At 72.2% G+C, this 26,732-nt stretch carries 24 protein-coding genes; 12 read left to right on the top strand and 12 right to left on the bottom strand.

The window, feature by feature from the left end:
* The first annotated feature begins 2 nt into the window (after positions 1-2).
* Positions 3-743 (top strand): alpha/beta hydrolase, encoded by a 741-nt coding sequence (locus tag JYA75_RS00905; RefSeq protein ID WP_006947901.1) that lies wholly within the window; start codon positions 3-5, stop codon positions 741-743.
* Here JYA75_RS00905 and JYA75_RS00900 read toward each other — a convergent pair whose 3' ends face one another.
* Positions 744-1,634: an A/G-specific adenine glycosylase gene (locus JYA75_RS00900; protein WP_006947902.1), complete on the bottom strand. Its 891-nt coding sequence runs from the start codon at positions 1,632-1,634 to the stop codon at positions 744-746. It lies immediately after the preceding gene.
* A 95-nt stretch (positions 1,635-1,729) separates the two neighbouring features.
* Here JYA75_RS00900 and JYA75_RS00895 point away from each other — a divergent pair, with 95 nt between their 5' ends.
* Complete coding sequence (locus JYA75_RS00895) at positions 1,730-2,356, top strand: carbonic anhydrase (protein WP_006947904.1); 627 nt, start codon at positions 1,730-1,732, stop codon at positions 2,354-2,356.
* A gap of 58 nt (positions 2,357-2,414) precedes the next feature.
* Positions 2,415-3,176 carry a hypothetical protein gene (locus JYA75_RS00890; protein ID WP_029540760.1) on the top strand — a complete coding sequence of 254 codons (762 nt, stop codon included), beginning with the start codon at positions 2,415-2,417 and terminating at the stop codon, positions 3,174-3,176.
* Between the two features lie 42 nt (positions 3,177-3,218).
* On the opposite strand, the gene disA is transcribed toward JYA75_RS00890, so the two are convergent.
* On the bottom strand, positions 3,219-4,304 hold the full coding sequence (disA, locus tag JYA75_RS00885; protein WP_006947908.1) for a DNA integrity scanning diadenylate cyclase DisA: 1,086 nt from the start codon (positions 4,302-4,304) through the stop codon (positions 3,219-3,221).
* Between the two features lie 97 nt (positions 4,305-4,401).
* Here disA and JYA75_RS00880 point away from each other — a divergent pair, with 97 nt between their 5' ends.
* Entirely contained in the window at positions 4,402-4,962 is a 561-nt protein-coding gene (locus JYA75_RS00880) for a PaaI family thioesterase (protein ID WP_029540763.1), read from the top strand.
* 9 nt (positions 4,963-4,971) lie between these two features.
* Here the strand turns inward: JYA75_RS00880 and dinB are convergent, their stop codons facing one another.
* From dinB to JYA75_RS00865, 3 genes are all read right to left on the bottom strand, one after another.
* Positions 4,972-6,219, bottom strand: coding sequence for a DNA polymerase IV (gene dinB, locus JYA75_RS00875; RefSeq protein WP_065923078.1), 1,248 nt, complete (start codon positions 6,217-6,219; stop codon positions 4,972-4,974).
* A gap of 25 nt (positions 6,220-6,244) precedes the next feature.
* Positions 6,245-7,663, bottom strand: coding sequence for a DNA repair protein RadA (radA, locus tag JYA75_RS00870; protein WP_050034535.1), 1,419 nt, complete (start codon positions 7,661-7,663; stop codon positions 6,245-6,247).
* Positions 7,664-7,755: 92 nt separating this feature from the next.
* The gene (locus JYA75_RS00865) at positions 7,756-8,394 is read right to left on the bottom strand and encodes a hypothetical protein (RefSeq protein ID WP_185713906.1); all 639 of its coding nucleotides are present in this window, start codon (positions 8,392-8,394) and stop codon (positions 7,756-7,758) included.
* A gap of 287 nt (positions 8,395-8,681) precedes the next feature.
* Between JYA75_RS00865 and carD the strand changes: the two genes are divergently transcribed.
* The 6 genes from carD to JYA75_RS00835 all read left to right on the top strand — a co-directional run bounded on the left by carD (position 8,682) and on the right by JYA75_RS00835 (position 13,364).
* Positions 8,682-9,170 (top strand): RNA polymerase-binding transcription factor CarD, encoded by a 489-nt coding sequence (carD, locus tag JYA75_RS00860; RefSeq protein WP_003935974.1) that lies wholly within the window; start codon positions 8,682-8,684, stop codon positions 9,168-9,170.
* Between the two features lie 27 nt (positions 9,171-9,197).
* A complete protein-coding gene (gene ispD / locus JYA75_RS00855; protein ID WP_203329580.1) occupies positions 9,198-9,890 on the top strand; it encodes a 2-C-methyl-D-erythritol 4-phosphate cytidylyltransferase in 693 nt (230 codons plus the stop codon).
* Positions 9,891-10,367, top strand: coding sequence for a 2-C-methyl-D-erythritol 2,4-cyclodiphosphate synthase (gene ispF, locus JYA75_RS00850; protein WP_029540770.1), 477 nt, complete (start codon positions 9,891-9,893; stop codon positions 10,365-10,367).
* Positions 10,368-10,378: 11 nt separating this feature from the next.
* Positions 10,379-11,773, top strand: coding sequence for a cysteine--tRNA ligase (gene cysS / locus JYA75_RS00845; protein WP_029540772.1), 1,395 nt, complete (start codon positions 10,379-10,381; stop codon positions 11,771-11,773).
* Positions 11,773-12,735 (top strand): 23S rRNA (guanosine(2251)-2'-O)-methyltransferase RlmB, encoded by a 963-nt coding sequence (gene rlmB, locus JYA75_RS00840; protein WP_029540775.1) that lies wholly within the window; start codon positions 11,773-11,775, stop codon positions 12,733-12,735. Before cysS ends, rlmB begins: the two co-directional genes overlap by 1 nt.
* A gap of 143 nt (positions 12,736-12,878) precedes the next feature.
* Positions 12,879-13,364, top strand: a complete 486-nt coding sequence (locus JYA75_RS00835; RefSeq protein ID WP_029540778.1) for a hypothetical protein — start codon at positions 12,879-12,881, stop codon at positions 13,362-13,364.
* A gap of 12 nt (positions 13,365-13,376) precedes the next feature.
* Here JYA75_RS00835 and JYA75_RS00830 read toward each other — a convergent pair whose 3' ends face one another.
* Positions 13,377-14,246: a biotin-dependent carboxyltransferase family protein gene (locus tag JYA75_RS00830; RefSeq protein WP_029540782.1), complete on the bottom strand. Its 870-nt coding sequence runs from the start codon at positions 14,244-14,246 to the stop codon at positions 13,377-13,379.
* A gap of 49 nt (positions 14,247-14,295) precedes the next feature.
* Positions 14,296-14,727, bottom strand: coding sequence for an STAS domain-containing protein (locus JYA75_RS00825; protein ID WP_029540784.1), 432 nt, complete (start codon positions 14,725-14,727; stop codon positions 14,296-14,298).
* 268 nt (positions 14,728-14,995) lie between these two features.
* Here JYA75_RS00825 and JYA75_RS00820 point away from each other — a divergent pair, with 268 nt between their 5' ends.
* Positions 14,996-16,261, top strand: coding sequence for an MFS transporter (locus JYA75_RS00820; RefSeq protein ID WP_168579035.1), 1,266 nt, complete (start codon positions 14,996-14,998; stop codon positions 16,259-16,261).
* Here the strand turns inward: JYA75_RS00820 and JYA75_RS00815 are convergent.
* The 4 genes from JYA75_RS00815 to JYA75_RS00800 form a co-directional block, all read right to left on the bottom strand.
* Positions 16,249-19,905, bottom strand: a complete 3,657-nt coding sequence (locus JYA75_RS00815) for a hydantoinase B/oxoprolinase family protein (protein ID WP_185713904.1) — start codon at positions 19,903-19,905, stop codon at positions 16,249-16,251. The genes JYA75_RS00820 and JYA75_RS00815 overlap by 13 nt on opposite strands.
* Before the next feature lie 52 nt (positions 19,906-19,957).
* Positions 19,958-20,872: a metal ABC transporter permease gene (locus JYA75_RS00810; protein ID WP_185713903.1), complete on the bottom strand. Its 915-nt coding sequence runs from the start codon at positions 20,870-20,872 to the stop codon at positions 19,958-19,960.
* Positions 20,869-21,681 carry an ABC transporter ATP-binding protein gene (locus JYA75_RS00805; protein ID WP_221776712.1) on the bottom strand — a complete coding sequence of 271 codons (813 nt, stop codon included), beginning with the start codon at positions 21,679-21,681 and terminating at the stop codon, positions 20,869-20,871. Before JYA75_RS00805 ends, JYA75_RS00810 begins: the two co-directional genes overlap by 4 nt.
* A 135-nt stretch (positions 21,682-21,816) precedes the next feature.
* Positions 21,817-22,839, bottom strand: a complete 1,023-nt coding sequence (locus JYA75_RS00800) for a zinc ABC transporter substrate-binding protein (protein WP_037200450.1) — start codon at positions 22,837-22,839, stop codon at positions 21,817-21,819.
* 174 nt (positions 22,840-23,013) lie between these two features.
* On the opposite strand from JYA75_RS00800, the gene JYA75_RS00795 reads away from it, so the two are divergent.
* Complete coding sequence (locus JYA75_RS00795; protein ID WP_043797606.1) at positions 23,014-24,123, top strand: LacI family DNA-binding transcriptional regulator; 1,110 nt, start codon at positions 23,014-23,016, stop codon at positions 24,121-24,123.
* On the opposite strand, the gene otsB is transcribed toward JYA75_RS00795, so the two are convergent.
* Positions 24,111-26,708 carry a trehalose-phosphatase gene (otsB, locus tag JYA75_RS00790; protein WP_029540798.1) on the bottom strand — a complete coding sequence of 866 codons (2,598 nt, stop codon included), beginning with the start codon at positions 26,706-26,708 and terminating at the stop codon, positions 24,111-24,113. The genes JYA75_RS00795 and otsB overlap by 13 nt on opposite strands.
* Positions 26,709-26,732 lie beyond the last annotated feature (24 nt).

Raw genomic sequence — 26,732 nt, 5'->3', positions numbered from 1 at the left:
TTGTGTTGCACGACGAAGGTGGTTCCGGGCGGCCGATCCTGCTGCTGCACGGCCTGATGGGCAGCTCCCGCACGTGGCGCCGGCAGTTGCCGTGGCTGCGCGCGCACGGCCACGTCCACACCTTCGACGCCGCCGGCCACGGCCGTCCCGCCCCGGATCGGCTCACCACCGAGGCGTTCGTCGCAGACCTCGCCGCGCACCTCGACGGCATCGGTGAACCGCTGGTGGTGATCGGGCACTCGATGGGCGCCCTGCACGGGTGGTGCTTCGCCGCCGCGCACCCCGGCCGGGTGGCCGCGCTCGTCGTCGAGGACATGGCCCCCGACTTCCGGGGCCGCACCGCGGCGGACTGGGCCGCGATGATCGCGCGGTGGCCGCAGCCGTTCCCGGACGAGGAGGCGGTCGTCGGTTACTTCGGCGACGTCGCCGGGCGGTACTTCCTCGACTCCTTCGAGCATCGGGCCGACGGCTGGTACCTGCACGGCGAGGTGGCCACCTTCCGCGACATCTCCGAGGAGTGGGGCGCCCGGCACTTCTGGGACCAGTGGCGGTCGATCTCGGTGCCTGCCCTGCTCGTCGAGGGGGAGTTCACCATCACCCCGGATGGACAGATGCGGCGGATGGCCGACGAGCACCCCGGGGCCCGGTACGCCCGGATTCCGGGCGCAGGGCACCTGGTGCACGACGAACGCCCCGACGAATATCGCGCCGAGGTCGAACGATTCCTCCGTACCCTCGCCTGATCACGCCTGGCCGGCGAGGCCTTCGCCGGCGAGCGCGAAACGTCCGTCGTCGGTCTGCTCCACGAGACCGTCCACGAGCAGCGAGTGCAGCGCCCGGTCGCGCTGCCCCGGATCCGTGAGCCACACCCGGTCCAGCACCGGCCGCTCGACCGGGACGTCGCTCTCGCGCAGTACGGCCATGAGCTTGCCCCGCACCTGACGGTCGGTGCCCGTGAACTTCTGCACCCGTCGCGGCGGGCCGTCGTGGGCGGGCCGGCCGGCCTCCACCCATGCGCACCGCGGCAGCGGGCACCGGGCGCAGTCGGGCGAGCGGGCCGTGCAGATGGTCGCACCGAGTTCCATCAGGGCTGCGGAGAACGTCGCCGCCCGCTCGCGGGTTCGCGGCAGGAGCAATTCGACGTCGGCCAGGTCCCGGGTGACCGACGGATTACCGGGTTCGGCGGCACCGTGCACCGCCCGCGCGACGACGCGACGGACGTTCGTGTCCACCACCGGGACGCGCCGGCCGTACGCGAAGCAGGCGACCGCCCGCGCCGTGTACGCGCCGATGCCCGGCAGCGACAGCAGCACGTCCACGTCGGCAGGGACCACGTCGCCGTGCTCGGTGGCCAGGACCCCGGCGCACTCGTGCAGCCGCAGCGCCCGGCGCGGATATCCGAGCCTGCCCCAGGCGCGCAGGACGTCGGCCTGGCTCGTCGCGGCCATCATCGACGGCACCGGCCACCGCTGCACCCACTCCAGCCAGATCGGTGCCACGCGGGCCACCGGCGTCTGCTGCAGCATCACCTCGCTCATCAGGATCTGCCACCCGGTGACGCCCTCCTCGCGCCACGGCAGATCCCTCGCCTCGGCGGCGTACCAGCGCAGCAGGGCGGTCGCGTCGACCGGCATCTCTCACATCCTCCCGTCCCGTTGTCGGCCCGATTTAGCCCCGCGGTAACTCCACCGAGCGGGATGCGTCACAGTAAGGGATGGATAATGCCCTTATGCCTAACTCCAACCCCATATCCGCGTGGAAGGCCCTGACCGAGGGTAACCAGCGTTTCGTCAGTGGTACCCCGCTGCACCCCAGCCAGGGCATCGACCACCGTGCCACCCTCGTCAACGAGCAGCACCCCATCGCGGTGCTCTTCGGATGCGGCGACTCGCGGGTGGCCGCCGAGATCATCTTCGACCAGGGCCTCGGCGACATGTTCGTCGTGCGCACCGCCGGACACGTGATCGACAGCGCGGTGCTCGGTTCGATCGAGTACGCGGTCGGCGTGCTGAACGTGCCGTTGATCGTCGTGCTCGGTCACGACAGCTGCGGCGCGGTCAAGGCCACCCTGGACGCCCTCGACAAGGGAGACATCCCGCCGGGATTCATCCGGGACATCGTCGAGCGCGTCGCGCCGTCGATTCTCATGGGCCGCAACGACGGGCTGTCCACGGTCGACGAGCTCGAGGGCCGCCACGTGGTGGAGACCGGGAAGTTGCTCAGCCAGCGGTCCCAGATCATCGCCGAGCGCATCGCCAAGGGGCAGTGCGCCATCGCGGGCGTGACCTACAAGCTCTCCGACGGTCACGTCCAGTTGCAGGGACACGTCGGCGACATCGGTGTGACCGTCGACTGACGCGACACGCCGACTTCGGTGCGGCGACGCCTCGCCGGTGGCACATACCGTGTGAGGCGTGCTTGAACCGACCGGGCCGCTGCCCCCCGAGATCTACTGGCGTCGACGCGCGCTCGCCGTGGGTGTCGGCGTGGTCGTGCTCGCGCTCGTCGTGTGGCTCGTCCTGTCCCTGACCGGCGGGGGCGACGACCCGGAGCCCGACCCGGCGGCCGCCGGCGTCCTGACGTCCGAGACCAGCACCACCCGCACACCCACCAGCAGCACCGGGAGCGAGGAGGCCGACGGCGTCGCCGCCGCCGGCCCCGGCGGGTCCTCCGGAGGCTCCGATTCGGGGTCGTCGCAGTCGGGGTCGTCGCAGTCGAGCACGACGTCTGGGTCCGCCGGGTCCTCGAGTTCCGCGGCGGCGAGTGCGTCCGCCGTCGCGGCCGGGCAGTGCCCGGACCAGTCGCTCGCCGTGCGGGTGACCGCGGACCGGCCCAACTACCAGGTGGGCGAGGAGCCCGAGTTCACCATCGTCATCACGAACATCGGCACGGCCGCCTGCGAGCGCGACCTCGGCGCGGGCCTGCAGCAGGTGCTGGTCTACTCGCTCGACGGCAGCCGGCGGTTGTGGGCGAACACCGACTGCTTCCCCGAGTCCACCGCCGATGTGCGCAAGCTGGCCCCGGGTGACCAGGCCGCCTTCGCGGTGAAGTGGTCCGGAACGACCTCCGAGCCCGGTTGCCAGGCACCGCGGGAGCGGGTTCCGGCCGGGGCCTACACGGTGGTCGGCCAGCTCGGGGGCCTGCGCAGCACGCCGGAGCCGTTCAACATCGCCTGACCGGCCGACACCGCCCGACCGGCGCGCCGCCGTGCTCGCGGATCAGTCGTACGGGCCGCTGATGGACGATTCCGCCAACCGCGACAGCCCTTCGCGGATGTAGCGGGCCCACAGCCCGCCGATGCCCTCCACGGACTGCAGGTCCGCCGCCGTCGCCGCCAGCAGGCCCTGCAGGCTCCCGAACGAGCCGACCAGCCGATGGATCTGCGACGACTGCAGCCGCGGCACCCGATGCAGCACGCGGTAACCGCGCGGACTCGTCGCCGCGTCCAGCGCCTCGATCGTGCCCGGATACCCGAACACGCGCGCCAACGTCGTCAGATCCAGCAGATCGACGTCGGTGAGCCGGTCCAGCGCGGCGAGGGTCTGCTCGACGGCGACGAGCTGCGGCGCCTCGGTGCCGGCCAGATAGTCCCGCACGATCAGCTGCCGGGCCAGGTCGTTGTCGCCCACCAGCTCCTCGAGCTGCAGTGCCAGCTGCCGCCCGTCGGTGCCCAGTTCGAGCACCTCCTGTTCGATCTCCACCGAGACGCGGCGCACCATCTCGAGCCGCTGCGCGACGGTGAGCGCGTCGCGCAGCGTCACGAAGTCCTCGATCTCCACCACCGACAGCTGCCGGGTGACCTCGTCCAGCCGCGACTTGTAGCGCTCGAGCGTCGCGACGGCCTGGTTGGCGCGGGAGAGAATGGTCGCCGAATCGTTGATCACGTGCCGCTGGCCGTCGACGTAGACGGTCACGATGCTCATCGACTGGCTCACCGACACCACCGGGTAGCCCGTCTGGATCGCGGTGCGCTCGGCGGCGCGGTGCCGCGTGCCGGATTCGACGGTGGGGATCCGGTGATCGGGTACCAGCTGCACGTTGGCCCTGACGATGCGGCCGCCGTCGGTGGACACCACGACCGCTCCGTCCATCTTCGACAGCTCCCGCAGCCGGGTGGGGGCGAACTCCACGTCCAGCTCGAAGCCGCCGTCGCACAGCGCTGCCACGTCGTCGTCGAACCCGAGAACGATCAGGCCTCCGGTGCGGCCGCGCAGGATGCGCTCGAGTCCGTCGCGCAGGGCGGTGCCGGGCGCGAGCCGGGCGATGGTCTCGCGCAGCGTCACGGACGGTGCCACATCGGTCATCGATGGATCCTTCCCGTGTCCGGCCGGTGCGGCGAACATCACTTCGTGTCGGTCCGCCGGGTGGAGCCGACCGAACCGCCGACTAGATTACTGCCCCATGAGCGGTACCTGGACCCTGCCCGACGACCTCACCCTTCCCAAGCTTCCCGACGACCATCCCGGGGCAGGCGCGCCGATTCCGTCCCATTGGAGCAAGTGCTTCGGCTGCGGCGACGACCAGCCCGCGGGAATGGCGATGCAGTTCACGTTCGGCGAGGGTCTCGAGATCACCGGCATGCTCGACGTCGCGAACCGCTACCAGGGCGGTCCCGGCTTCATCCACGGCGGGATCCTGAGCACGGCGTTCGACGAGGCGCAGGGCATGGCATGCATGGTGCTGCGCCGGCCCGTCGTCACCGGCCACCTGCAGATCGACTTCGCCAAGCCTATCCCGCTCGGGTCGGTGCTCGAGCTGCGCGCCCGGATCGACGGGACGGTGCGCCGCAAGGTGTACACCAGCGCGGAGGCCCGCATCGTCGAGGGACCGTTCGCCGACCCGGACGTCGTCGTCGCGACGTCGCGCGGGTTGTTCCTCACCGTCGGCGCGCAGCACTTCGACAGGGCCAAGGACTTCGTCGACGGGGTACCCAGGTCGCCGCACGGCACCTCGTCCGTGTAGCCGCCCCGGTCACTCCGGCAGGAGGGGCACGGCCGGGTGCGGACGCCGGCCGAGCAGCGAGGCCGACGTGAGCGCCCGCGTGCCGAACCGGCCGTGCACGTCGTCGAGCACGGCGTCCAACGCGTGGCGGTCGACGGGCGGATGGCCGGCCGCCGCACCGTCGGAGGCCGGTTCGTCGAACGGCAGCTCGAGCTGTTCGGTGTCCGCGGAGTCGAGATTCGACACGGCCACGCCGATCAGGGTCAGCCCCCGATCGGCGACCAGCGGCCCCGCTTGCGCCAGCAGTTCCCGCGCGGCGCCGAGGACGACGTCCGTCCGGGCGGTGGGTCCGCGCAGCGTGTGCGACCGCGTCACCCGCGTGTAGTCGGCGAAGCGCAGGCGCAGCACCACGGTGCGACCGGGCCGCCCGGCCGCGCGCATGCGGCCGGTGACCCGTTCCACCAGCATCCGCAGCGTCCCGTCGACCTTCTCGGGATCGTGTCCGGCGGCGCTGCGGGGCCGGCCGAGGGCGTGCTGCGCGCCCATGGACCGGCGCCGGTGGTGGGGGCGGACCGGTCTCGGATCGTGCCCGTGCGCGAGCGCATGCAGGTGACGTCCCATGGACGTGCCGAGCAGGGCGACGAGCTCGACCTCGCTCTCCCGCACCAGGTCGGCCACGCGACGGATGCCGTGCGCGTGCAGGGTCGCGGCGGTGACCTTGCCGACGCCCCACAGGCGTTCGACAGGCAGCGGGTGGAGGAACTCGAGTTCCCGGTCGGGAGGCACCACCAGCAGCCCGTCCGGCTTGGCGACGCCGCTCGCGACCTTCGCGAGGAACTTGGTCCGGGCCACCCCCACCGTGATCGGCAGCCCCACCTGTTCGGCGACGTCGCGCCGCAGCCGGGCCGCGATGTCGGCCGGGGTGCCGCCGATTCGCCACAGCCCGGCGACGTCGAGGAAGGCCTCGTCGATGGAAACGGCCTCGACGAGCGGCGTGGTCTGCTCGAATACCGTGAACACGGCGCGGCTGGCCTGCGCATACGCGTGCATGCGCGGAGGAACGACGATCGCCGCCGGGCACAGGGCGCGGGCGGCGCGCCCGGGCATGGCCGTCGCGACGCCGCAGGCCTTGGCCTCGTAACTGGCGGCGAGTACGACGCCACCCCCGCCCACGATCACGGGCCGGCCGCGCAGGCCCGGGTCGTCGCGCTGCTCGACGGATGCGTAGAACGAGTCGAGATCGGCGTGCAGGATGGTCGCGTGACCGGACACGAACACATGTTCGCATCCGGTTCCGACACGCCTACATGCCCAGCGCGGCGAGCGCCTGGCCGACGTTGCCGACCTCGATCGGATCCCCGTCGGAGGCCGGGGACCGCGACGTGCGGCCGCCCACCGGGGCCGCCGCGGGTTCGTGCGGCACGATCGCGCGGGTGAATCCGAGCCGCCCCGCCTCCGCGATGCGCCGCCCGACCCCGGTGACCCGGCGCACCTCGCCGGCGAGGCCGACCTCGCCGAGCAGCACCGTGCCCGGCGGCAGGGGGCGCTCACGTGCGGCCGACGCGACCGCCAGGGCCAGGGCCAGGTCCGCGGCCGGATCGGTGATGCGCATGCCGCCGACGGTCGAGGCATAGACGTCGCACTTGCCGAGCGGCAGCCGGCATCGCCGCTCGAGTACCGCCAGCACCATCGCGACCCGTGCCGCATCCAGGCCGCTGACCGCGCGCCGGGGTGCGGGGTTCTGCGTCGGCACCACCAGCGCCTGCAGTTCGCCGAGCAGCGGCCGCTTGCCGTCCATGGTGACGGTGACGGCCGTGCCGGCCACTTCCTCGGTCCGATGGTGCAGGAACAGGCCCGACGGGTCGCTGACACCGACGATGCCGCCCTCGGTCAGTTCGAAGCAGCCCACCTCGTCGGCGGCACCGAAGCGGTTCTTCACCCCCCGCACCATGCGCAGTGTGGAGTGCTTGTCGCCCTCGAAGTGCAGCACCACGTCGACCAGATGCTCGAGCGAACGCGGACCCGCCACCGCACCGTCCTTGGTGACGTGCCCGATGAGCAGCACCGGGACGCCGCTGGCCTTGGCGAGCGAGGTCAGCGCGCTGGTCACCGCCCGGACCTGGGTGACGCCGCCGGACACGCCCTCCACGTCGGCGGCGAGCATCGTCTGCACGGAGTCCACCACCAGCAGCGTCGGCTTGACCTGCTCGATGTGTCCGAAGATGGTCGCCAGATCCGACTCGGCGGCGAGGAAGACGCGTTCGTGCACCGAACCCGTGCGGTCGGCGCGCAACCGTACCTGTCCCGCCGATTCCTCCCCGGTGACGTAGAGGGCCCGGTCGTCGCTGCCGCGCCGCGCCCAGCGGTGGACCACCTCGAGCAGCAGGGTGGACTTGCCGACGCCGGGCTCCCCGGCGAGCAGCACCACCGAGCCGGGAACGACGCCGCCGCCGAGCACCCGGTCGAGTTCCTCGATGCCGGTGGGCTTCGCGTGGGTGGTCCGGCTGTCGACGAGGGTCAGCGGCGTGGCCGGGGTCGTGGGGAGAAGTGCCGCGGCCCCGGCGCGGGCGAGCGAGGTGCCGGGCCGCGACGCCACCGCGGCAGGCAGGGCCGGCGCCTCGTCCATCGAACCCCACGTCCCGCAGTCGGGGCAGCGGCCGACCCATTTCGCGACGGTGTGCCCGCAGTCGGTGCAGCGGTAGATCGACTTCGTCTTTGCCACCGCGTCAGCCTAGGGCCGGGGGCCGACACGAAACCGGGGCCCGGGGCGAGCGGAGTGCTCGCCCCGGGCCCCGGGTGCGTCGGGGGTGCCGGTCAGTGACCCTCGCCCTCGACCGGCGACTTCTCGGAGACGTTGCGCTCGACGTCCGGTCCGGCGTCGACCGGGACCTGCATGGTGACGTCGCCGGCCTCGGCGAAGGTGAACGTGACCGGGATGGTCAGGCCGGGGCGCACGCCCTCCTTCAGTCCGGTGAGCTCGACCTGGGCCACGGACGGGGTGTCGGAGGACTCGGCGGCCTCGGCGGGGCGCGGGGACTCGTCGGTCGCGGCTTCGGCGGTCGCGTCCTCGGCGAGGGTTTCGCCGGTCAGGCCGGCCGAGATCGAGGCCTGCGGCTCGATGCGCAGGCCGGACACGCCGGTGGCGGAGGACGCGAAGTCGGTGGTGATGCGGGTCAGCTCGTCGGGGGTGGTCTCGCTCAGGTTGACCACGGTGAAGCCGAGCGCGGCCTTGCCGCCGGGTTCGAGGCTGTACTCCTCGGAGTCCGGGTAGATCACGTGCACGTTGCGCAGCGCGATGTTTCCGAGCTCGGCGGTGTTGCCGTTGACCGCGGCCACCTGGGTGGCGGTCTGGCTGATCTGACCGGCGCCGCAGGCGGACAGCGTGAGCGCCGCACCCGCGGCCAGGGCGAGAGCGGTCGCGACTCGGCGAGTCGGCGCTTTGGGAGCAGTCACGGGTTGTCCTCCACTCGAGTAAGGCTCGCAATCCACTAGGCAGAGTAGTAGTCGAAGGGCGCCGAGTCTGCGCCGGGGGCGGAAGTCGGGGCTTTCGTCCCCCTCGGGCCGCGTCCGCGGGGCCGCGAAGGGCCGCTCCGGGCGGTGTGTCGAACATCACCGGATGCACGTAACCGGTTGGCTGTCAAGTCCTACGCGCACGCGTCTGTGCCCCTGACCTGCGCCGTTGATGAGAGCCGGACGTAAGCACGTGTTAAACTCGAAGAATCGAAAGGGGCACGGGACACATGATTTTCAAGGTCGGAGATACCGTCGTATACCCCCATCACGGTGCGGCGCTGATCGAAGCTATCGAAACGCGCACCATCAAGGGTGAGCAGAAGGAATATCTGGTTCTGAAAGTCGCCCAGGGCGACCTGACGGTTCGGGTACCTGCGGATAATGCAGAATACGTCGGCGTTCGCGACGTGGTCGGGCAAGAAGGCCTCGACAAGGTTTTCCAGGTGCTGCGCGCACCGCACACCGAAGAGCCGACCAACTGGTCGCGGCGGTACAAGGCCAACCTCGAGAAGTTGGCCTCCGGAGACGTGAACAAGGTCGCCGAGGTCGTGCGTGACCTGTGGCGGCGGGAGCAGGACCGCGGCCTGTCCGCAGGTGAGAAGCGGATGCTGGCCAAGGCGCGGCAGATCCTCGTCGGCGAGCTCGCGCTCGCGGAGGGCACGGACGACGTCAAGGCCGACAGCCTGCTCGACGAGGTGCTCGCCGCCGCTTCCTGAGCGGCCGCGCGAACTGCAGAATTACAGATGAGCGATCGCAACGGGCCGGTCGTCGGAATCATTCCGGCGGCCGGCCGTGGTGTACGTCTGGGCGAATCGCTGCCCAAGGCGTTCGTCGAACTCGACGGGCGCACGATGCTGGACCGGGCAGTGGAGGCCATGCTGGCCTCGGCGGTGGTCGACCGCGTGGTCGTGGTGGTGCCGCCGGAGCTGGTGGCGTCCGTCGCGGCCACGGCGCCGGCGCGGGTGTGCGTGGTGGCGGGCGGCGCGGAGCGCACCGATTCGGTGCGCGCCGGGCTGGCGGCGGCGGAGGACGCGGCCTACGTCCTGGTGCACGACGCCGCACGCGCCCTCACTCCGCCGCGGTTGTTCGCCCGGATCGTGGTGGAACTGCGCGGCGGACGGTCCGCGGTGATCCCCGTGCTGCCGGTCGCGGACACCGTCAAGAGCGTCGACCGCTACGGCCGTGTCACCGGCACCCCCGACCGGTCCGTCCTCCGGGCGGTACAGACCCCGCAGGGATTCGAGGCCGGCCTGCTGCGCCGCGCCAACGCCGGCGCCGGGGACGCGACCGACGACGCCGGTCTCGTCGAGCGCCTCGGCGAGGGCGTGTACACCGTCCCGGGCGAACCGCTCGCCTTCAAGATCACCACACCGCTCGATCTGGTCCTGGCCCGTGCCGTGCTCGCGGCCGGGGCCCCCGTCGGACAGGAGAGCTGAGTGCGCGTCGGGATCGGAACCGATGTCCATCCGATCGAGCCCGGACGGCCGTGCTGGCTGGCCGGTCTGCTGTTCGAGGACGCCGACGGGTGTGCGGGGCATTCGGACGGTGACGTCGCGGCCCACGCGCTGTGCGACGCCCTGCTCTCCGCGGCCGGCCTCGGCGACCTCGGTTCCGTCTTCGGCACCGGCCGGCCGGAGATGCACGGCGCGAGCGGTGCGGCCATGCTCGCCGAGGTGCGGCGCCTGCTCGACGGCGGGGGCTTCGCGATCGGGAATGCCGCCGTCCAGGTGATCGGGAACAGGCCCAGGATCGGTCCCCGCCGCGACGAGGCGCAGCGGGTGCTGTCCGAGGCGCTCGGGGCGCCGGTGTCGGTGTCGGCGACGACGACGGACGGCCTCGGCCTGACCGGGCGCGGCGAGGGCGTCGCGGCCGTCGCGACGGCACTCGTATTTTCGCGCGACGACGACCGGTAGGATGGCCGGTCGTGACCTTGCGCTTGTTCGACACCGAATCGCGGGCCGTGCGGGATTTCGTTCCGCTGGTCCCCGGCCGGGCTTCGGTGTACCTCTGTGGCGCGACGGTCCAGGGTGAGCCCCACATCGGTCATGTGCGCAGCGGCGTCGCCTTCGACGTGCTGCGGCGCTGGCTCATGGCGAAGGGCCTGGATGTCGCCTTTGTGAGAAACGTCACAGACATCGACGACAAGATTCTGCGCAAGGCCACCGAGGCGGGCCGGCCCTGGTGGGAGTGGAAGACGACCTACGAGCGGGCCTTCGCCCGCGCCTACGACCAGCTCGGTGTGCTGCCGCCGTCGGTGGAGCCTCGCGCGACGGGTCACGTCACCCAGATGGTCGAGCTGATGCAGCGCCTGATCGACGCCGGGCATGCCTACGCGGCCGACGGGAACGTCTATTTCGACGTGCTCAGCTACCCCGAGTACGGCCGGCTGTCGGGCCACCGGATCGACGACGTCCATCAGGGGGAGAGCGCGGGCAGCGGCAAGCGGGATCCGCGGGACTTCACCCTGTGGAAGGCGGCGAAGCCGGGCGAGCCGTCGTGGCCGACGCCGTGGGGCCGCGGCCGCCCGGGCTGGCACCTCGAGTGCTCCGCGATGGCCGAGTACTACCTCGGCGAGTCCTTCGACATCCACTGCGGCGGAATGGATCTCGTCTTCCCGCACCACGAGAACGAGATCGCCCAGGCCAAGGCCGCCGGCGACGGGTTCGCGCGGTACTGGCTGCACAACGGCTGGGTCACGATGGGCGGCGAGAAGATGTCCAAGTCGCTCGGCAACGTGCTGTCCATCCCGAACGTGCTCGCCCGGGTGCGGCCCCAGGAGCTGCGGTACTACCTGGGCAGTGCCCACTACCGGTCCATGCTCGAATACTCCGACGCCGCGCTGCACGAGGCGGCGGCCGGGTACCGCGGCCTCGAGGCGTTCGTCCTCAAGACCCGGGACCGGGCCGGCGACATCCCGGTAGGAACGTGGACCGAGGAGTTCGCCGCGGCGCTCGACGACGATCTCGGCGTCCCGAAGGCGCTCGCCGAGATCCACGGCCGGCGCAGCGAGGGCAACAAGGCGCTCGACGCCGGCGACCTGGACACCGCGGTGCACATCGCCGCGCAGGTACGCGCCATGCTCGGCATCCTGGGGGTGGACCCGCTCGACCCGCACTGGGCCGAGGTGGCCGGCCGCGACTCGGCGGCCCTCGAGGCCCTCGAGGTGCTGGTGGCTGCCGAACTCGACCGCCGGCAGGCGGCGCGGGCCGCGAAGAACTGGGCGCTCGCCGACGAGGTGCGCGATCGATTGACGGCGGCGGGCATCGAGGTGACCGATACGCCGAACGGACCCGAGTGGTCCCTGAAAGCAGGGCAGTGATGGCTGGAAATTCTCAGCGACGAGGTGCGGTCCGCAAGGGCGGCACCAAGAAGGGCCAGGTCGTCGGGTCCGGCGGGCAGCGCCGCCGCGGCCTCGAGGGCCGCGGTGCCACCCCCAAGGCCGAGGACCGGCCGTACCATCCCGCCGCGCGGCGCGCCCGCGCCGCGGCGAAGGCCGCCGACAAGCGCGGCCGCAGCACCGCCGGCCGCAAGGGCGAGGACGGGCCGGAGATGGTGCTCGGCCGCAACCCGGTCGTGGAGTGCCTGCGCGCGGATGTTCCCGCGACGGCGCTGTACGTCGCGGTCGGCGCCGAGGCGGACGAGCGCCTCAAGGAGGCCGTGCAGCGGGCCGGGGACGCGGGCATCTCGATCCTCGAGGTTCCGCGCGGCGAGCTCGACCGTCTCACCGCCAACGGCATGCACCAGGGCATCGGGTTGCAGGTCCCGCCGTACCGCTACGCCCATCCGGACGACCTGCTGGCCGTCGCCCACGACCACCACGAGCGGCCGCTGCTGGTGGCCCTCGACAACATCACCGATCCGCGGAACCTCGGCGCGGTGATCCGGTCGGTGGCCGCGTTCGGCGGGCACGGCGTGCTGATCCCGCAGCGGCGCAGCGCCGCGGTCACGGCGGTGGCGTGGCGGACCAGCGCGGGTGCCGCGGCGCGCCTCCCCGTCGCCCGGGCGACGAACCTGACGCGCACCCTCAAGGAGTGGCAGTCCCGGGGCGTCCGGGTCGTCGGGCTGGATGCGGGGGGCGACACCAGCCTCGACGAGTTCGACGGCACCGATCCGGTGGTGATCGTCGTCGGCTCCGAGGGCAAGGGACTGTCGCGCCTGGTCCGCGAGACGTGCGACTCGATCCTGTCGATCCCGATGGCCGGCGACGTGGAGTCGCTCAACGCGTCCGTCGCCGCCGGCGTCGTCCTCGCGGACATCGCGCGTCAGCGCCGCCTGCAGTAGTCCCGGATCCGCGCCGACGGTCGGCCGCGACACCCATCGAGGTGGCGGCCGACCGGGGACCACGCGGCCGGATGTTCCGGGGAACGGTTCCGTCCCCGACTGCGTCGAATCGGGTAGAGCGATCGACCGCGGACGGGGGACACATGGCACATCGAACCGAATTCACCGGACGGATCGAGATCGATCCTCCGCTGAACCGGCAGGAGATCGACTTTCTCGTCGCGTTCGCCGGCCCGGCGAGTGGCCCGCACCGGTCGCCCGCCGACGGACTGCCCAGGCGGGGGCGCCCGCTGTCGTGGTGCCAGTGGGTGCCCACCGCCGACGGCACCGCACTCGGCTGGAACGGCGGCGACTGCTTCTACTTCTACACGGAGTGGCTGGCCTACCTGATCGACACCTTCCTCTCGCGCCGGGCGCGGTTGCGCCGCGCGTCGCGGGGCCCGCGTGCGACGGTCCCGGCCGGATGCACGGGTTTCACGTTCGACCACGTGCTCGACGGCACGGTCGACGTCCGCACGCCGGCCGGCACGTTGCGACGAATCACCGTGCGGGACAATCGCGTCGAGGAACACCTCGTTGCGGGCCCGGGCCTCGCGGTCCGGTCGTCGAGCGATGCGGCGGTGTCCTGACCGGTCGCGGGGTCACCGCGTGAGGGTGGCGACGAACCGCACCCGGTGCCCCGGCTCGAGCTGCGCGGCGACGGGAAGATCGGCGGGCACGACGACGGCGATCACCGGGTGGTCGCCGACGACGGGATGGTCGGCCAGGAACAGGATGGGGTTGCCGTCCGGGGGAACCTGCACCGAGCCCGCGACGGTCGGCTCCGGGCGGTCGGTCCCGCCCCGCGCGAGATGCAGCCTGCCCGGGCCGTGCAACCGGATCCCGACGCGGTCCAGTTGCGGCGTCACGGTCCACGTCTCGTGCAGCAGCGCGTGCACCGAACCGGCGCTGAACACCTCGGAGTGCCGGCTCAGACGCACACGCAGCATCGCCGGATCCTCGATCGGGGCCGGCGGCGGGATCTGCTCCTCGATGGGCAGCTCGCCCGCCAGGGTGCCGACCGGGAGCCGGTCGCCGTCCCTGATCGGGGCGGGGCCGGTCCCGGTCAGGGTGTCGGTGGATCGGCTGCCGTGGGTCTCGGGCACGTCGATTCCGCCGCGCACCGCCAGGTACGAGCGCAGCCCCCTCGACGGGCTGCCCAGCGCCAGCACGTCACCGTCGTCCAGCTTCAGCATCGCGTAGTCGGCCTCGGGGTGGCCGTCGACGGTCACCGGCACGCGGGCGCCCGTCACCGCGACGACGTTCTCGCCGATGCTGCGCACGGTCAGCCCGCCGGCGGCGACCTCGAGGGTCGCGGCGGCGGGCTCGTTGCCGACCAGCCGGTTGGCGGCGTCGTGCGCCGCGCGGTCGGCGGCGCCGGACGTGCCCAGCCCGTGGTCCCCGTGTTCCGGCCGGCCGCGGTCCTGGACGGTGGTGAACATCCCGCTGTGGACGACTTCGAGCCCCTGCATGGGGAAATTGTCCCCGGAACCGCGGGGGTGCCGGGGGCGTCTTCGCGAATCAGCTCGCCGCGGAGCAGGGCGGTTCGACGGCGGTGACCAGCGGGCCGCCGGCCGGAACCAGGGAGCCGACGGCCGAATCGAGGTTGTCGTGCAGATTCAGGCGGGAGCGGACCCCGGCCGCGGCGATCGTCCGGCGGACGCGTCCTGCCGGGGCGACGACGGCGACGGTGCCGGGATGGGCGGAGGTCGCGCGCAGGAGGATCGTGAGGCCCACCGCGCCGAAGAAGGTGACGCCGCCCATGTCGGCGACGAGGGCACGGCCGCGATGGGCGTTGTCGAGCGCGGAGCGCAGCAGGTGCGCGGTGGTCATGTCGATCTCGCCGGCGACCGAGAGCACGGCGTATCCGGCACGTTCCGACAGGGTGGCTCCGAAGGCCGGCGACGGTGCGGGGGAATCGGACGGAGTCTCGGGAGTAGTGGGGTCGATCATCGGCACGAACCTTTCGCTCGGGATGTCTCGACGCCGTGGATCCGACGCTGTTTCGCAAAAGCAAGCATGTCGCAGTTCGATAACGGCCCAGGACCGCGCTCCATATCGAAATGATCTCGAAAAGATAGCGATGAGATAACGGAGACGGGAAAGGCCTGGCAGAGGAGGGGACCGGACTGCGCGGAACCGGCCGCTTCGCCGCCCGAAAATCGCTCGTGCCGGCCGCCGTGCTCCTGCTAGCGTCGCGGCACCGCCTCCTCCCGAGTGAATGCCGACCGCCGTGACCACCCTCGACCTGACCACCCGCCGCTTCGCGCCGCTGATCCTCCTCAACGTCGCCACCCTGCTGTCCGCCACCGGCAACGGCATCGTAGTCGTCGCGCTGCCGTGGCTGGTGCTCGAGCAGACCGGCCGGGCCACCGACGCGGCGATCGTCGCGGGCGCGGCCACCGTGCCGCTGCTGCTGGCAAGCCTGCTCACCGGCACCGTCGTCGACCGGTTCGGCCGGCGGCGCACCGCCGTGGTCTCGGATGCCCTCTCGGCGCTGTCGGTCGCGACGATCCCCGTGCTCGCGGCCACCGTCGGACTCTCGGTGCCCCTGCTCGCCGCACTCGCGGCGCTCGGTGCCGTGTTCGACCCGGCGGGCATCTCGGCGCGGGAGTCGATGCTGCCGGCGGCGACCCGCGCCGCCGGGTGGTCGCTGGACCGTGTCAACAGCCTCTACGAGGCGAACTACAACCTCGCCTACCTGATCGGACCGGGTGTCGGCGGTGTCCTCATCGCGGCGGTCGGTCCCGAGAACACCCTGTGGGTGACGTCGGCGTGCTTCGTGCTCTCCCTCGTCACCGTCGCCTTCCTCCGGCTCGAGCACGCCGGCCGGCCCGACCGGGCCACCCGGCCCGCCTCGCTGTGGGCCGGCACCCTCGAGGGGCTGCGGTTTGTGTGGCGCGACCGGTTGCTGCGCACGCTCGCGCTGGTCGACATGGTCATCATGGCGCTGTTCCTGCCGATCGAGTCGGTGCTGCTGCCCGCCTACTTCACCGGCCTGGACGCACCCGCTCAGCTCGGCTGGGTGCTGATGTCGCTGAGCATCGGTGGCCTGGTGGGTGCCCTGGCCTACGGCGCCTTCGCACCGCGCCTGCGGCGCCGCACCCTGATGCTCGTCGCGGTCACGGTGCTGGGCGCGGCGACGACCGGCATGGCGTTCCTGCCGCCGCTGGGGGTCCTCGTGCTGCTGGGCATCCTCATCGGCCTGGTGTTCGGCCCGGTGGGGCCGATCGGGAACTGGGCCATGCAGACCCGCAGCCCGGAGCACATGCGCGGCCGCGTCGTCGGTGTGATGACCTCGACCGCGTACGCGGCGGGCCCGGTCGGGATCCTGGTCGCCGGGCCCCTGATCGACGCGGCGGGTGTGCGGACGACGTTCTTCGCGCTGGCCGTGCCGATGATGTTCGTCGCCGCGGTGTGTTTCGCGCTGCCCGTCCTGCGGGAACTGGATCCCACCCCGGAGTCCCGTGCGGCCTACCGGCCGTAGCCGCCCCCGCCCGGCGTCTCGACCACGAGCACGTCACCGATCCCGACCTCGACGGAGTCGCAGCCGGCCATGTGGGTGACGGCGCCGTCGGCGCGCTCGATGCGGTTGCTGCCCAGCGCTCCCGGCTCGCCCCCGGCCATCCCGTACGGCGGCACGCGCCGGTGCCCGGAGAGTGTGCTGACGGTCATCGGCTCGAGGAACCGGAGCCGGCGCACGGCGCCGTCGCCGCCGCGCCACCGGCCGCCGCCCCCGCTGCCGTGACGAATCGTGAAGGCCTCCAGCAACACCGGAAGGCGCCACTCCAGTACCTCCGGATCGGTGAGCCGCGAGTTCGTCATGTGGGTCTGCACCACCGACGTCCCGTCGAACCCCTCGCCGGCGCCCGACCCGGAGCCGAGCGTCTCGTAGTACTGGTATCGCGCGTTGCCGAAGGTGACGTTGTTCATCGTGCCGGCGCCCTCGGCCTGCACCCGCAGCGCCGCGTAGAGCGCGCCGGTGACGGCCTGCGACGTCTCGACGTTGCCCGCGACGACGGCGGCGGGGAACTCGGGGGCGAGCATCGACCCGTCGGGGACGACGATGTGCAACGGACGCAGGCACCCGTCGTTGAGGGGGATGTCGTCGGCGACGAGCGTGCGGAAGACGTACAGCGCCGCGGCCCGCGTGACGGACGAGGGCGCGTTGAAGTTCGAGGCGAGTTGCGGTGACGTGCCGGTGAAGTCGATCGTCGCCGAGCGTGCCCGCCGGTCGACGGTGACCCGCACCGCGATCACCGCACCGGAGTCCATCTCGTAGCGGTACTCGCCGTCGTGGAGGCGGTCGACGACGCGGCGCACCTCCTCCTCGGCGTTGTCCTGCACGTGGCGCATGTAGGCCTGGACGACATCGAGACCGAAGTGGTCGATCATCCGGCCCACCTCGACCACCCCGCGGGCGTTGGCCGCGATCTGTGCGCGCAGGTCCGCGAGGTTGGTGTCCGGGTTCCGGGACGGGTACGGGCCGCCGGTGAGCAGCGCGCGGGTGTCGGCCTCCCGGAAGGTTCCGTTCTCGACGAGCAGCCAGTTGTCGAACAGCACGCCCTCCTCGCGGATGTCGTGGCTGCCGGAGGGCATGGAACCCGGTGTCGATCCGCCTATTTCGGCGTGGTGACCGCGGGAGGCGACGAAGAAGAGGATGTGCTCGCCGGACCCGTCCGGCCCGGGGCCGAAGACCGGCGTGATCACCGTGACGTCCGGCAGGTGGGTACCCCCGTGGTACGGGTCGTTGACCGCGTACACGTCACCCGGCTTCATCGACCCGTGCCGGCGGCGCACCACCTCCTGCACGCTCGTGCCCATCGAGCCGAGATGGACGGGGATGTGTGGCGCGTTCGCGATCAGGTTTCCGTCCGGATCGAACAGCGCGCACGAGAAGTCCAGGCGCTCCTTGATGTTCACCGACTGCGCGGTGGATTCGAGGGTGGTGCCCATCTGCTCGGCGATCGACATGAACAGGTTGTTGAAGATCTCGAGCATCACCGGGTCGGCGTGGGTGCTCACCGCGGTGTCGTCGTGGGCGTGCACCCGGGTGAGCACGAGATGGCCCTGCTCCGACATCGTCGCCGCCCAGCCGGCCTCGACGACGGTGGTCGAGTTGTCCTCCGCGACGATTGCCGGGCCGGCCACGGCGTCGCCGGGGGAGAGGTGTTCGCGGCGGTGCAGGGGGGCATCGCGCCACGCGCCGTCGACGAACATCCGGACGGTGCCGCGCGGCGGGCGGGTGGGCACGGGTGCGCCGCTGTCGTCGCTGCGGCCGCGTCCGAGCCCGGACAGGTCGGGCCGGCGCGTCGCCCCGACGGCCTCGACCGCGACGGCATCGACGATCAGCGGACGGTCCATGAGGAAGGAGTAGGTGCGCCGGTGCACGGCCTCGAACTCCGCGGTCATCGTCGCCGGGTCGGCGAGCGCGACGGGCACGGACGTGTCGGTGCCGTCGTAGCGCAGGTGCGCCCGGAAGGCCACGTCGATGCGTTCGGGGGGCACGTCCTCGTCGAGCAGTTCCGCGCGCGCCGCGGCCTCGAGTTCGGCGGCGACGTCGCGCAGCCGCGGCATCGCCTCGGCGTTCAGTTCGACGACGACGGACTGCTCGCGCATCGCGGTGGTGTCCGCGAGACCCATGCCGAGCGCGGACAGGACACCGGCCAGCGGCGGCACGAGGACGGTCCGGATGCCGAGCGAGTCGGCCACCGCGCAGGCGTGCTGCCCGCCGGCGCCGCCGAAGGTCGTCAACGCGTACTCGGTGACGTCGTGTCCCTTCTGCACCGAGATGCGCTTGACGGCGTTGGCCATGTTCGCCACCGCGATCTGCAGGAAGCCGGCGGCGACCTCCTCGGGGCTGCGGTCGTCGCCGGTCGCCTCGCGGATCTCGGCGGCCAGGGCGGCGAACCGGGCCCGCACCGTCTCGTCGTCCAGCGGTTGGTCGCCGCCGGGACCGAACACGTGCGGGAAGTGCGCGGGCTGCACGCGGCCGAGCATGACGTTGGCGTCGGTGACGGTGAGCGGGCCGCCGCCGCGGTAGCAGGCCGGCCCGGGGTCGGCGCCGGCGGAATCGGGCCCCACCCGGTACCGGCTGCCGTCGAAGTGCAGGATCGAGCCGCCGCCGGCGGCGACGGTGTGGATGTCCATCATGGGGGCGCGCAACCGCACCCCGGCGACGACGGTGTGGAAGACGCGCTCGTATTCCCCGGCGAAGTGCGACACGTCCGTCGACGTGCCGCCCATGTCGAACCCGATCACCTTGTCGAACCCGGCCAGCGCCGACATCCGGCTCATGCCGACGATGCCCCCGGCAGGACCGGAGAGGATCGCGTCCTTGCCGCGGAAGTGCATCGCCTCGGTGAGCCCGCCGTTGGACTGCATGAACATCAGCCGCACGCCCGGCAGTTCCTCGGCCACGCGGTCCACGTAGTGGCGGAGCACGGGCGAGAGGTACGCGTCGACGACGGTGGTGTCGCCGCGCGGCACCAGCTTCATCAGCGGGCTGGCGACCGCGGACAGCGAGATCTGCCCGAAGCCGAGACGCTCGGCGAGCTCACCGATCGCGTGCTCGTGCTGCGGGTACAGGTGGCTGTGCATGCACACCACGGCGACGGAGTCGATGCCGTCGTCGCGCACCTGCCTCAGGTCCCGCTCGAGCCGGTCGAGGTCGGGGGCACGCAGCACCGTGCCGTCGGCCCGGATGCGTTCGTCGACCTCGAGCACCCGCTCGTACAGCAGCTCGGGCAGCACGATGTTGCGCTCGAAGATCCGCGGCCGATTCTGGTAGCCGATGCGCAGCGCGTCCCGGAAACCGGCGGTGATCACCAGGGCGGTCCGGTCGCCCTTGCGCTCGAGCAGTGCGTTGGTCGCGACGGTGGTGCCCATGCGCACCTGCTCGACGAGGTCGGCGGTGACGGGTTCGCCGGCGGGCACCCCGAGCAGCTCCCGGATCCCGGCGACGGCCGCGTCCCGGTACCGGGACGGGTTCTCCGACAACAGCTTGTGGGTGACCAGGGCACCGTCGGGCCGGCGGGCGACGACATCGGTGAAGGTGCCGCCGCGGTCCACCCAGAACTCCCAGCGCCCGGGTGTCCGGTCTCGTTCGCTCGCCTGCTCCGCTGTCGCCATGACAGCAGGTTAGCCACCGCGTGCGGGACGGCCCAGACCGCCGCACCCGGGCTCAGGCGGTGACGACCGCGGCCCTGTCCGGGGCCGGCGCGGGTGCTCTGCGTCCGGTGCCGCGCCGGGTGCGGGCCGCGCCGATTCCGCGGCACACGAGATAGATGACGAACGCGATCGCCGTGATGAACGCCGAGACCGGCACGCCGGGCGCGAGGGCGAGCAGGATCCCACCGACCGCGGAGACCTCCGCGAAGATCACGGCCAGCACCGTCGCGGCGAGCGGGCCGCCGGCCACCCGGGACGCCGCGGCGGCCGGGGTGATGAGCAGCGCCATCACCAGCAGGGCCCCGACGATCTGCACGCCGAGGGCGGCGGTGATTCCGACCAGCACGGCGAAGACGATGGACAGCGCCCGCACCGGCACCCCGCGCGCGGCGGCGACCTCGGGGTCGGTGCTGGCGAACAGCAGCGGGCGGTAGATGACCAGCATGGTGCCGATGACGCCGACGGCGCAGGCGGCGAGCAGCGCGATGCCCGTGCCACCCGGCGCGACGATCTGGCCGGTGAGGAGGGAGAACGCGGCGCCGGTGCGGCCGTCGTAGGCCCACAGCAACAGCACGGCCAGACCGAGCCCGAACGCCATGACGACGCCGATGACGGAATCGCGTTCACGGGCGCGGGTGCCGAGGACACCGAAGAGGATGGCCGCCACCACCGCCCCCAGCACGGCGCCGAGTCCGACGGAGACGCCGATGATCAGGGCCGCGGCGGCACCGGTGAGCGAGAGCTCGGAGGTGCCGTGCACGGAGAATGCCATCTGACGGCTGATCACCAGCGGCCCGATCACGCCCGCGAGCAGGCCGAGGATCGCGCCGGCCAGCAGGGCCTGCTGCACGAAGTCGTACTGGAGCAGGTCGACGGTGGCCTGCACGTCGAACATCCGGCCCATCGCGTCGGTGAACTTGCTGCTCAATGCTGATCCTCGTGATGGTCGTGGTGGACGCCCTCGCCGGGGCGCAGCCCGCCGGCGCTGCCGAGCGCGTCGATGGCGTCGCCGGTGCCGACGACGACGAGACGGCCGCGGATCTCGAGGACCTCGACGTCGGTGCGGTACAGCTCGGAGAGCACCTCGGAGGTCATCACCTCGGCGGGGGTGCCGATGCGGAACTGCCCGTCGACGAGATACAGCACGCGGTCCACCAGGGGCAGGATCGGGTTGATCTCGTGGGTGACGAACAGGACGGCGGTGCCGTGTTCGCGGCGACGACGGTCGATGAGGGACGACACGAGGTGCTGGTTGGCCAGGTCGAGACTGAGCAGCGGTTCGTCGCAGAGCATGACCCGCGGGTCGCCGACGAGGGCCTGCGCGATGCGCAGCCGCTGCTGTTCGCCGCCGGAGAGGGATCCGATCGGGGCGTTGGCGTAGGTTTCGGCGCCGACCTGCCGGATCGCGGCGTCGACGGCGCTGCGGCGGGTCTTCCAGTAGCGCAGGCCGGTGCCCCAGCGATGGCCGTCCACGCCGAGCCCGACGAGGTCGCGGCCGCGCAGGGGCACGCCCTCGTCGAGCGACTTCTGCTGCGGCACGTAGCCGACGTGCGAGTTGCCCGTGCGGGCGGGCGCGCCGGCGATCGTGGCGGTGCCACCGCTGAGGGGTAGCTGACCGAGCAGGACCTTCAGCAGCGTCGACTTGCCCGCCCCGTTGGGGCCGAGCACCGCGACGAACTCGCCGGGCTCGACGGTGAGATCGAGGTCCCGCCACAGGACGCGGTCGCCGAAGGCCATGCGGGCGTCGCGGAGCTCGACCGCGGCGGTGCGGCCGGCGGGCGTCGCGGGCGCGCTCGGTGCCGCGGCGGTGCCGCCCGGTGTGACGTCGGCCGGTGTGGTCACGGGAGTGATGTCCTTGCCCTGCTCGAAGGGTCAGCGGGCGGCGTCGAGGGCGGCGGCGAGCGCCTCGGCCGTCTGCTTCTGCCACTGAATGTAGTCCACGCCCGCGGGCAGGGTCTCCACAACTTCGACGACGGGGATGCCCGCGGATTCCGCGGTCGCCCGCATGTCGCGGCTGACCTTGTCCTCGGTCTGCGGGTTGTGGAGCAGGACGGCGACCTGCTTGTCGAGGAGCAGCTGGCGGGTCGCGGCGATCGCGGCGGGCGACGGGTCGGTGCCGTTCTCGACGGCGTTGGTGAAGTCGGCGGGCGTCCGGTCCTCGAGCTTCGCGGACGTGACGAGGTAGTAGCCGATGGATTCGGTCTGCGCGACGGGGGTGTTCGCGTGCGCGGCGGCGATCTCGGCGGTCACGTCGGTGACCTCGTGCAGCTGCGAGTGGAAGGCCTCGGCGTTGGCGCGGTAGGTGTCGGCCCCGGCCGGATCCAGTTCGGCCAGCCGGTCGGCGACGGTGTGCGCGACGGCGTCGGCGGCGGCCAGGTCGTACCAGACGTGCTCGTTGATGCCGCTGTGGTCGTGCCCGGCGTGCGCGTCGCCTTCCTCGGCGGCATGGGTCTCACCCTCGTGGGTGTCGCCCTCGGGTGCGGTGCCGCCCGAGTGGTCGTGGCCGTCCTCGAGGTCGCTTCCGGTGCCGGACTCGAACAACGCGAGGGCGTCGACCGTGGCGGTGTCGGTTCCGGTGGACTCGAGGATGTCGTCGACGAACTGGTCGTAGCCGCCGCCGTTGTAGACGACGAGGGTGGCGTCGCTGATGGCGGCGGCGTCGGCGGGGCTGGCCTCGTACGAGTGCGGGTCGGCGGAGGGCTCGGTGATCAGCGACTGCACCTGGGCGCGGTCCCCGGCGACGGCCTGCGCGACCGAGCCCCACACGTTGGTGGACGCGACGATGCGGATCTCGCCGGAGCCGGTGCCCGCCCCGTCCCCCGAGTCGCTGCCGCAGGCGGCGAGGGTGAGCGCGGCGGCGCAGGTCAAGCCCACGGTCGCGGTGGCGGCGCGCATTCGGCGGGGCAGTCGCACGGTTCCATCTCCTGTGATCACGTTCGGCCGGAGGGCCGGGGAGGTCGCGGTTCCCACCTTATTGGAAACCGTTACCGTTCCACTTTAGCGGATGTCCGGATCTGCGCCCATCCGGCCCGATTCGTCGCCGCGGCGCGGACCCGCTACCGTCCGTTCATGCCCAGGTCTCGTCAGCCGCGTCCCCAGGCCACCCTGGCGTCGATCGCTGCCGAGCTGAAGATCTCCCGCACCACCGTCTCCAACGCCTACAACCGGCCGGACCAGCTGTCCGCCGAGCTTCGCGAGCAGATCCTCGAGGTCGCCAAGCGTCGCGGCTACGCCGGTCCGGACCCGATGGCCCGATCCCTGCGCACCCGCCGGGCCGGGGCCGTGGGCGTGCTGCTCACCGAGGCGCTGAGCTATTCGTTCCGGGACCCGGCCGCGATGAGCTTCCTGTCCGGCCTCTCCGAATCCTGCGAGGCCGCCGGCGAGGGCCTTCTGCTCATCCCCGCCGGACCGGAACGCGACGAGGAGGAGGCAGCGCAGGTCGTGCACGGCGCGGCGGTCGACGGCTTCGTCGTCTACTCGGTTCCGTCCGACGATCTGTATCTCGCCGCCGTCCTCGAACGGAACCTGCCCCTGGTGGTGTGCGACCAGCCCCGCGGCATCGCGAGCGCGCCCCTGGTCGGCATCGACGACCGAGGCGCGATGCGCCGGCTCGCCGAGCACCTCATCGCCCTCGGCCACCGCCGGATCGGCGTGCTGTGCATGCGACTCGGCCGCGACCGGCACGACGGTGTCGTCGACCCCGCCCGCTTCGAGTCCGACCGCTTCCACGTGCAGCACGAGCGGATCCTGGGCGTGCAGGAGGCCCTGCGCGCGGCCGGCCTCGACTCCGCGAGCCTCACGGTCGTCGAGCGCTACGCGCACACCGCGGAGGACGGTGCGTCCGCCGCCGCGCAGGCGCTGGCGGCGAACCCGGCGATCACCGCCCTGATGTGCACCACCGACGTCCTCGCGCTCGGCGCGCTGGCGTGGGCACGCAGCGCCGGCCTCGAGGTCCCCGGACGGTTGTCGATCACCGGCTTCGACGGGATCGGCGAGGCCCTGCGCGAGGGCGTGACCACCGTGCGCCAGCCTCAGGAGGAGAAGGGCCGGCGCACCGGCGCCCTGCTCATGGCCGCGCCGTCACACTCCGGGGTCGCGACGGTGGAAACCCTTGCGACGGAACTGCTCATCGGCCAGACCACCGGCGTGCACGACGAGACGTCGATCTACGCCGAGTGATCGACGACCGACAGCGTCCGATCCGCCTCCGCCGGCGCCGCCGCGAGCAGCTGGGCGCACCGCAGCAGCCCGAGGTGGCTGTACGCCTGGGGATGGTTGCCGAGTGACCGCTCCGCCACCGGGTCGTACTCCTCGCTGAGCAGCCCCGTGGGCCCCGCCGCGTCGACGAGCTGTGCGAACAGCGCCTCCGCCTGCGGACGGGCGCCGACGAGGAGATATGCCTCCACCAGCCACGCCGCGCACAGGTGGAAGCCGCCCTCGGTTCCGGGCAGGCCGTCGTCGTGCAGGTAGCGGTACACCGTCGAACCGCTGCGCAGCTCCGCCTCCGTCGCGACGACCGTCGCGTGGAACCGCGGGTCCTCGGGGTCGATGAGCCCGGACAGGCCGATGAACAGCGTCGCCGCGTCGAGATCGGTGCCGTCGTAGGCCGCGGTGTAGGAGCAGACGTCCTCGTTCCAGCCCTTCTCCAGCACCTCCTCCGCGATCTCGGCGCGCAGCCCGGCCCAGTTGTCGCCGGCGGTGCGCCCGAACTTCTCGGCCAGCGTCAGCGCGCGGTCCACGGTCAGCCAGCCCATGACCTTCGAGTACACGTGGTGGCGCGGGTTGTCGCGGATCTCCCAGATGCCGTGGTCGGGCTCGAACCAGCGGCATTCCACCGCGGTGACCATGGCACACACCAGCTCCCAGTCCCGGTCGGTGAGGGCCTGATCGTGCGGGACGCCGCGCTCCTCGCGGCGGTGCGCCAGCGCCGAGATCAGGTCCACGATCGGGCCGAACACGTCGAGCTGGACCTGCTGGCTCGCGGCGTTGCCGACCCGGACGGGCCGGGAGCCGGCGTAGCCGGGCAGCGTGTCGATGACGGCCTCGGGCGGCAGCGCGCCGCCGGTCAGCGTGTACAGCGGGTGCAGGCGCTCGGGACCCGGCACGGTGTCGAGCACCCGGTGCACCCAGTCCAGATAGGCATCCGCCTCGGCGAGCGACCCGACGCTCACCAGGGCATGCGCGGTCAGGGCGGCGTCACGGAGCCAGCAGTAGCGGTAGTCCCAGTTGCGGACGCCGCCCATCTCCTCGGGCAGCGACGTGGTCGCGGCCGCCATGATGGATCCCGTCGGTGCGTGCACGAGGCCGCGCAGAGTCAGCGCCGACCGCTTCATCAGGTCCCGCTTGAGCGGCGGCAGGTCCAGGCCCGCCGCCCACTTCCACCAGTACTCCTCCGCGGACGCGCGCCGCTGCACCTCCGCGACGGGGTGTGGGCCGATATCATCGGTGCCGCAACGGAATTCGAGGATGATGTCGCTGTCGGACGGATCGACGACGGCGTGCGCGGTCTGATGGGCGCCGTCGGTGGTGATGTTCCACTCGACGCCGGGGGAGCGCAGCACGTACGGCTCGTTGAATCCGAGTACCCGCAGGCCGTCGGCCACGGGTTCGAGCCCGACCTGGCCCTGTCCGAACTCGGGGCGCGGCGCGAACGTGACCACCGCCTTGGCCTTGCCGGTGATGACCCGGGTCAGGTCGGTGCGGCCCGGTTCGACGTCGTGCGGAAGGTAGTCGATCACCGCGAGGCTCGCCCAGCGGGTCACCGCCGTCATGGTGCCGTCGATGTAGCGCTGGCTCAGGGGCAGGGCCTCCCGGCTCGGACCGATGGTGAAGTGCCCGGCCGGTTCGCCGCCGAGCAGATGCGCGAACACCGCCGCGGAATCCGGCTCGGGGTGACACAGCCACGTCACCGTTCCGTCCGGCGTCAGCAGCGCCTTCGAGCGCGGGCTCGCCAGCATCGTCAGCCGCTCGATCGGGCAGGCCTCCGCGCCCGAGAGCCACGTGCGGCGCTGGTCGAGCAGGAACGCCAGCGCGGCCGCGACGTCCTCGACCGTGCCGATCCGGTACTGGGCGGCGGTCTCGCCGTCCCCGACCTTGACGCCCACGTCCGGGCCGTGGAGGGAGGCGAAGGCCTTCTCGTCCGTCACGTCGTCGCCGAAGAAGACCGCGGCGCTCGCCGATTCCTGGTGCCGGATGATGTCCAGCGCGTGGCCCTTGTCGGTGGGCACGACCGCCAGCTCGATGACGGCCTTGCCCTCGGTGACCTGCACACCCGGGTGCCGGGCGAGGTCGCCGCGGACCAGCGACAGTGCCAGCTCGGCGTCGGCCGGGTCGGCGTTGCGCACGTGCAGCGCGGCACTGGCCGGCTTCGCCTCGACGTGCACGCCGTCGTAGCGGGCGGCGATCGCCTCGAGCTCGGCGACGATATCGCGCAGCAGCTGCCGGGCGTCGCTGTCGATGGCGTGGACGAAGCCGATGTCGAACTCCGAGCCGTGGCTGCCGACGAGCTGCACCTCGGCGGGCAGGCGGGACAGGGCCGCGAGATCCTTCAGGGCGCGACCGGAGATCACGGCTGCGGCCGTGGACGGCAGGCCGGCGAGCGCGCGCAGGGCGCGGACCGACTCGGCGTTCGGGAACGCCTTGTCCGGATCCGAGACGATCGGCGCGACGGTACCGTCGTAGTCGGAGGCCACGAGGAGCCGCGGGGTCCGCGCCAGCGCGACGAGGGCGCGGCGCAGGTCGATCGGGAGGTCTTGGGCGCTCACTCACTCAAAGGTAGGTGATCCGGC

It is taken from the genome of Rhodococcus sp. PSBB066 (assembly GCF_017068255.1).
In the GTDB taxonomy this organism is placed as follows: domain Bacteria; phylum Actinomycetota; class Actinomycetes; order Mycobacteriales; family Mycobacteriaceae; genus Rhodococcus; species Rhodococcus aetherivorans.
Note: the sequence above shows the minus strand (reverse complement) of the source record. Positions and strands in the feature narration are given on the sequence as shown.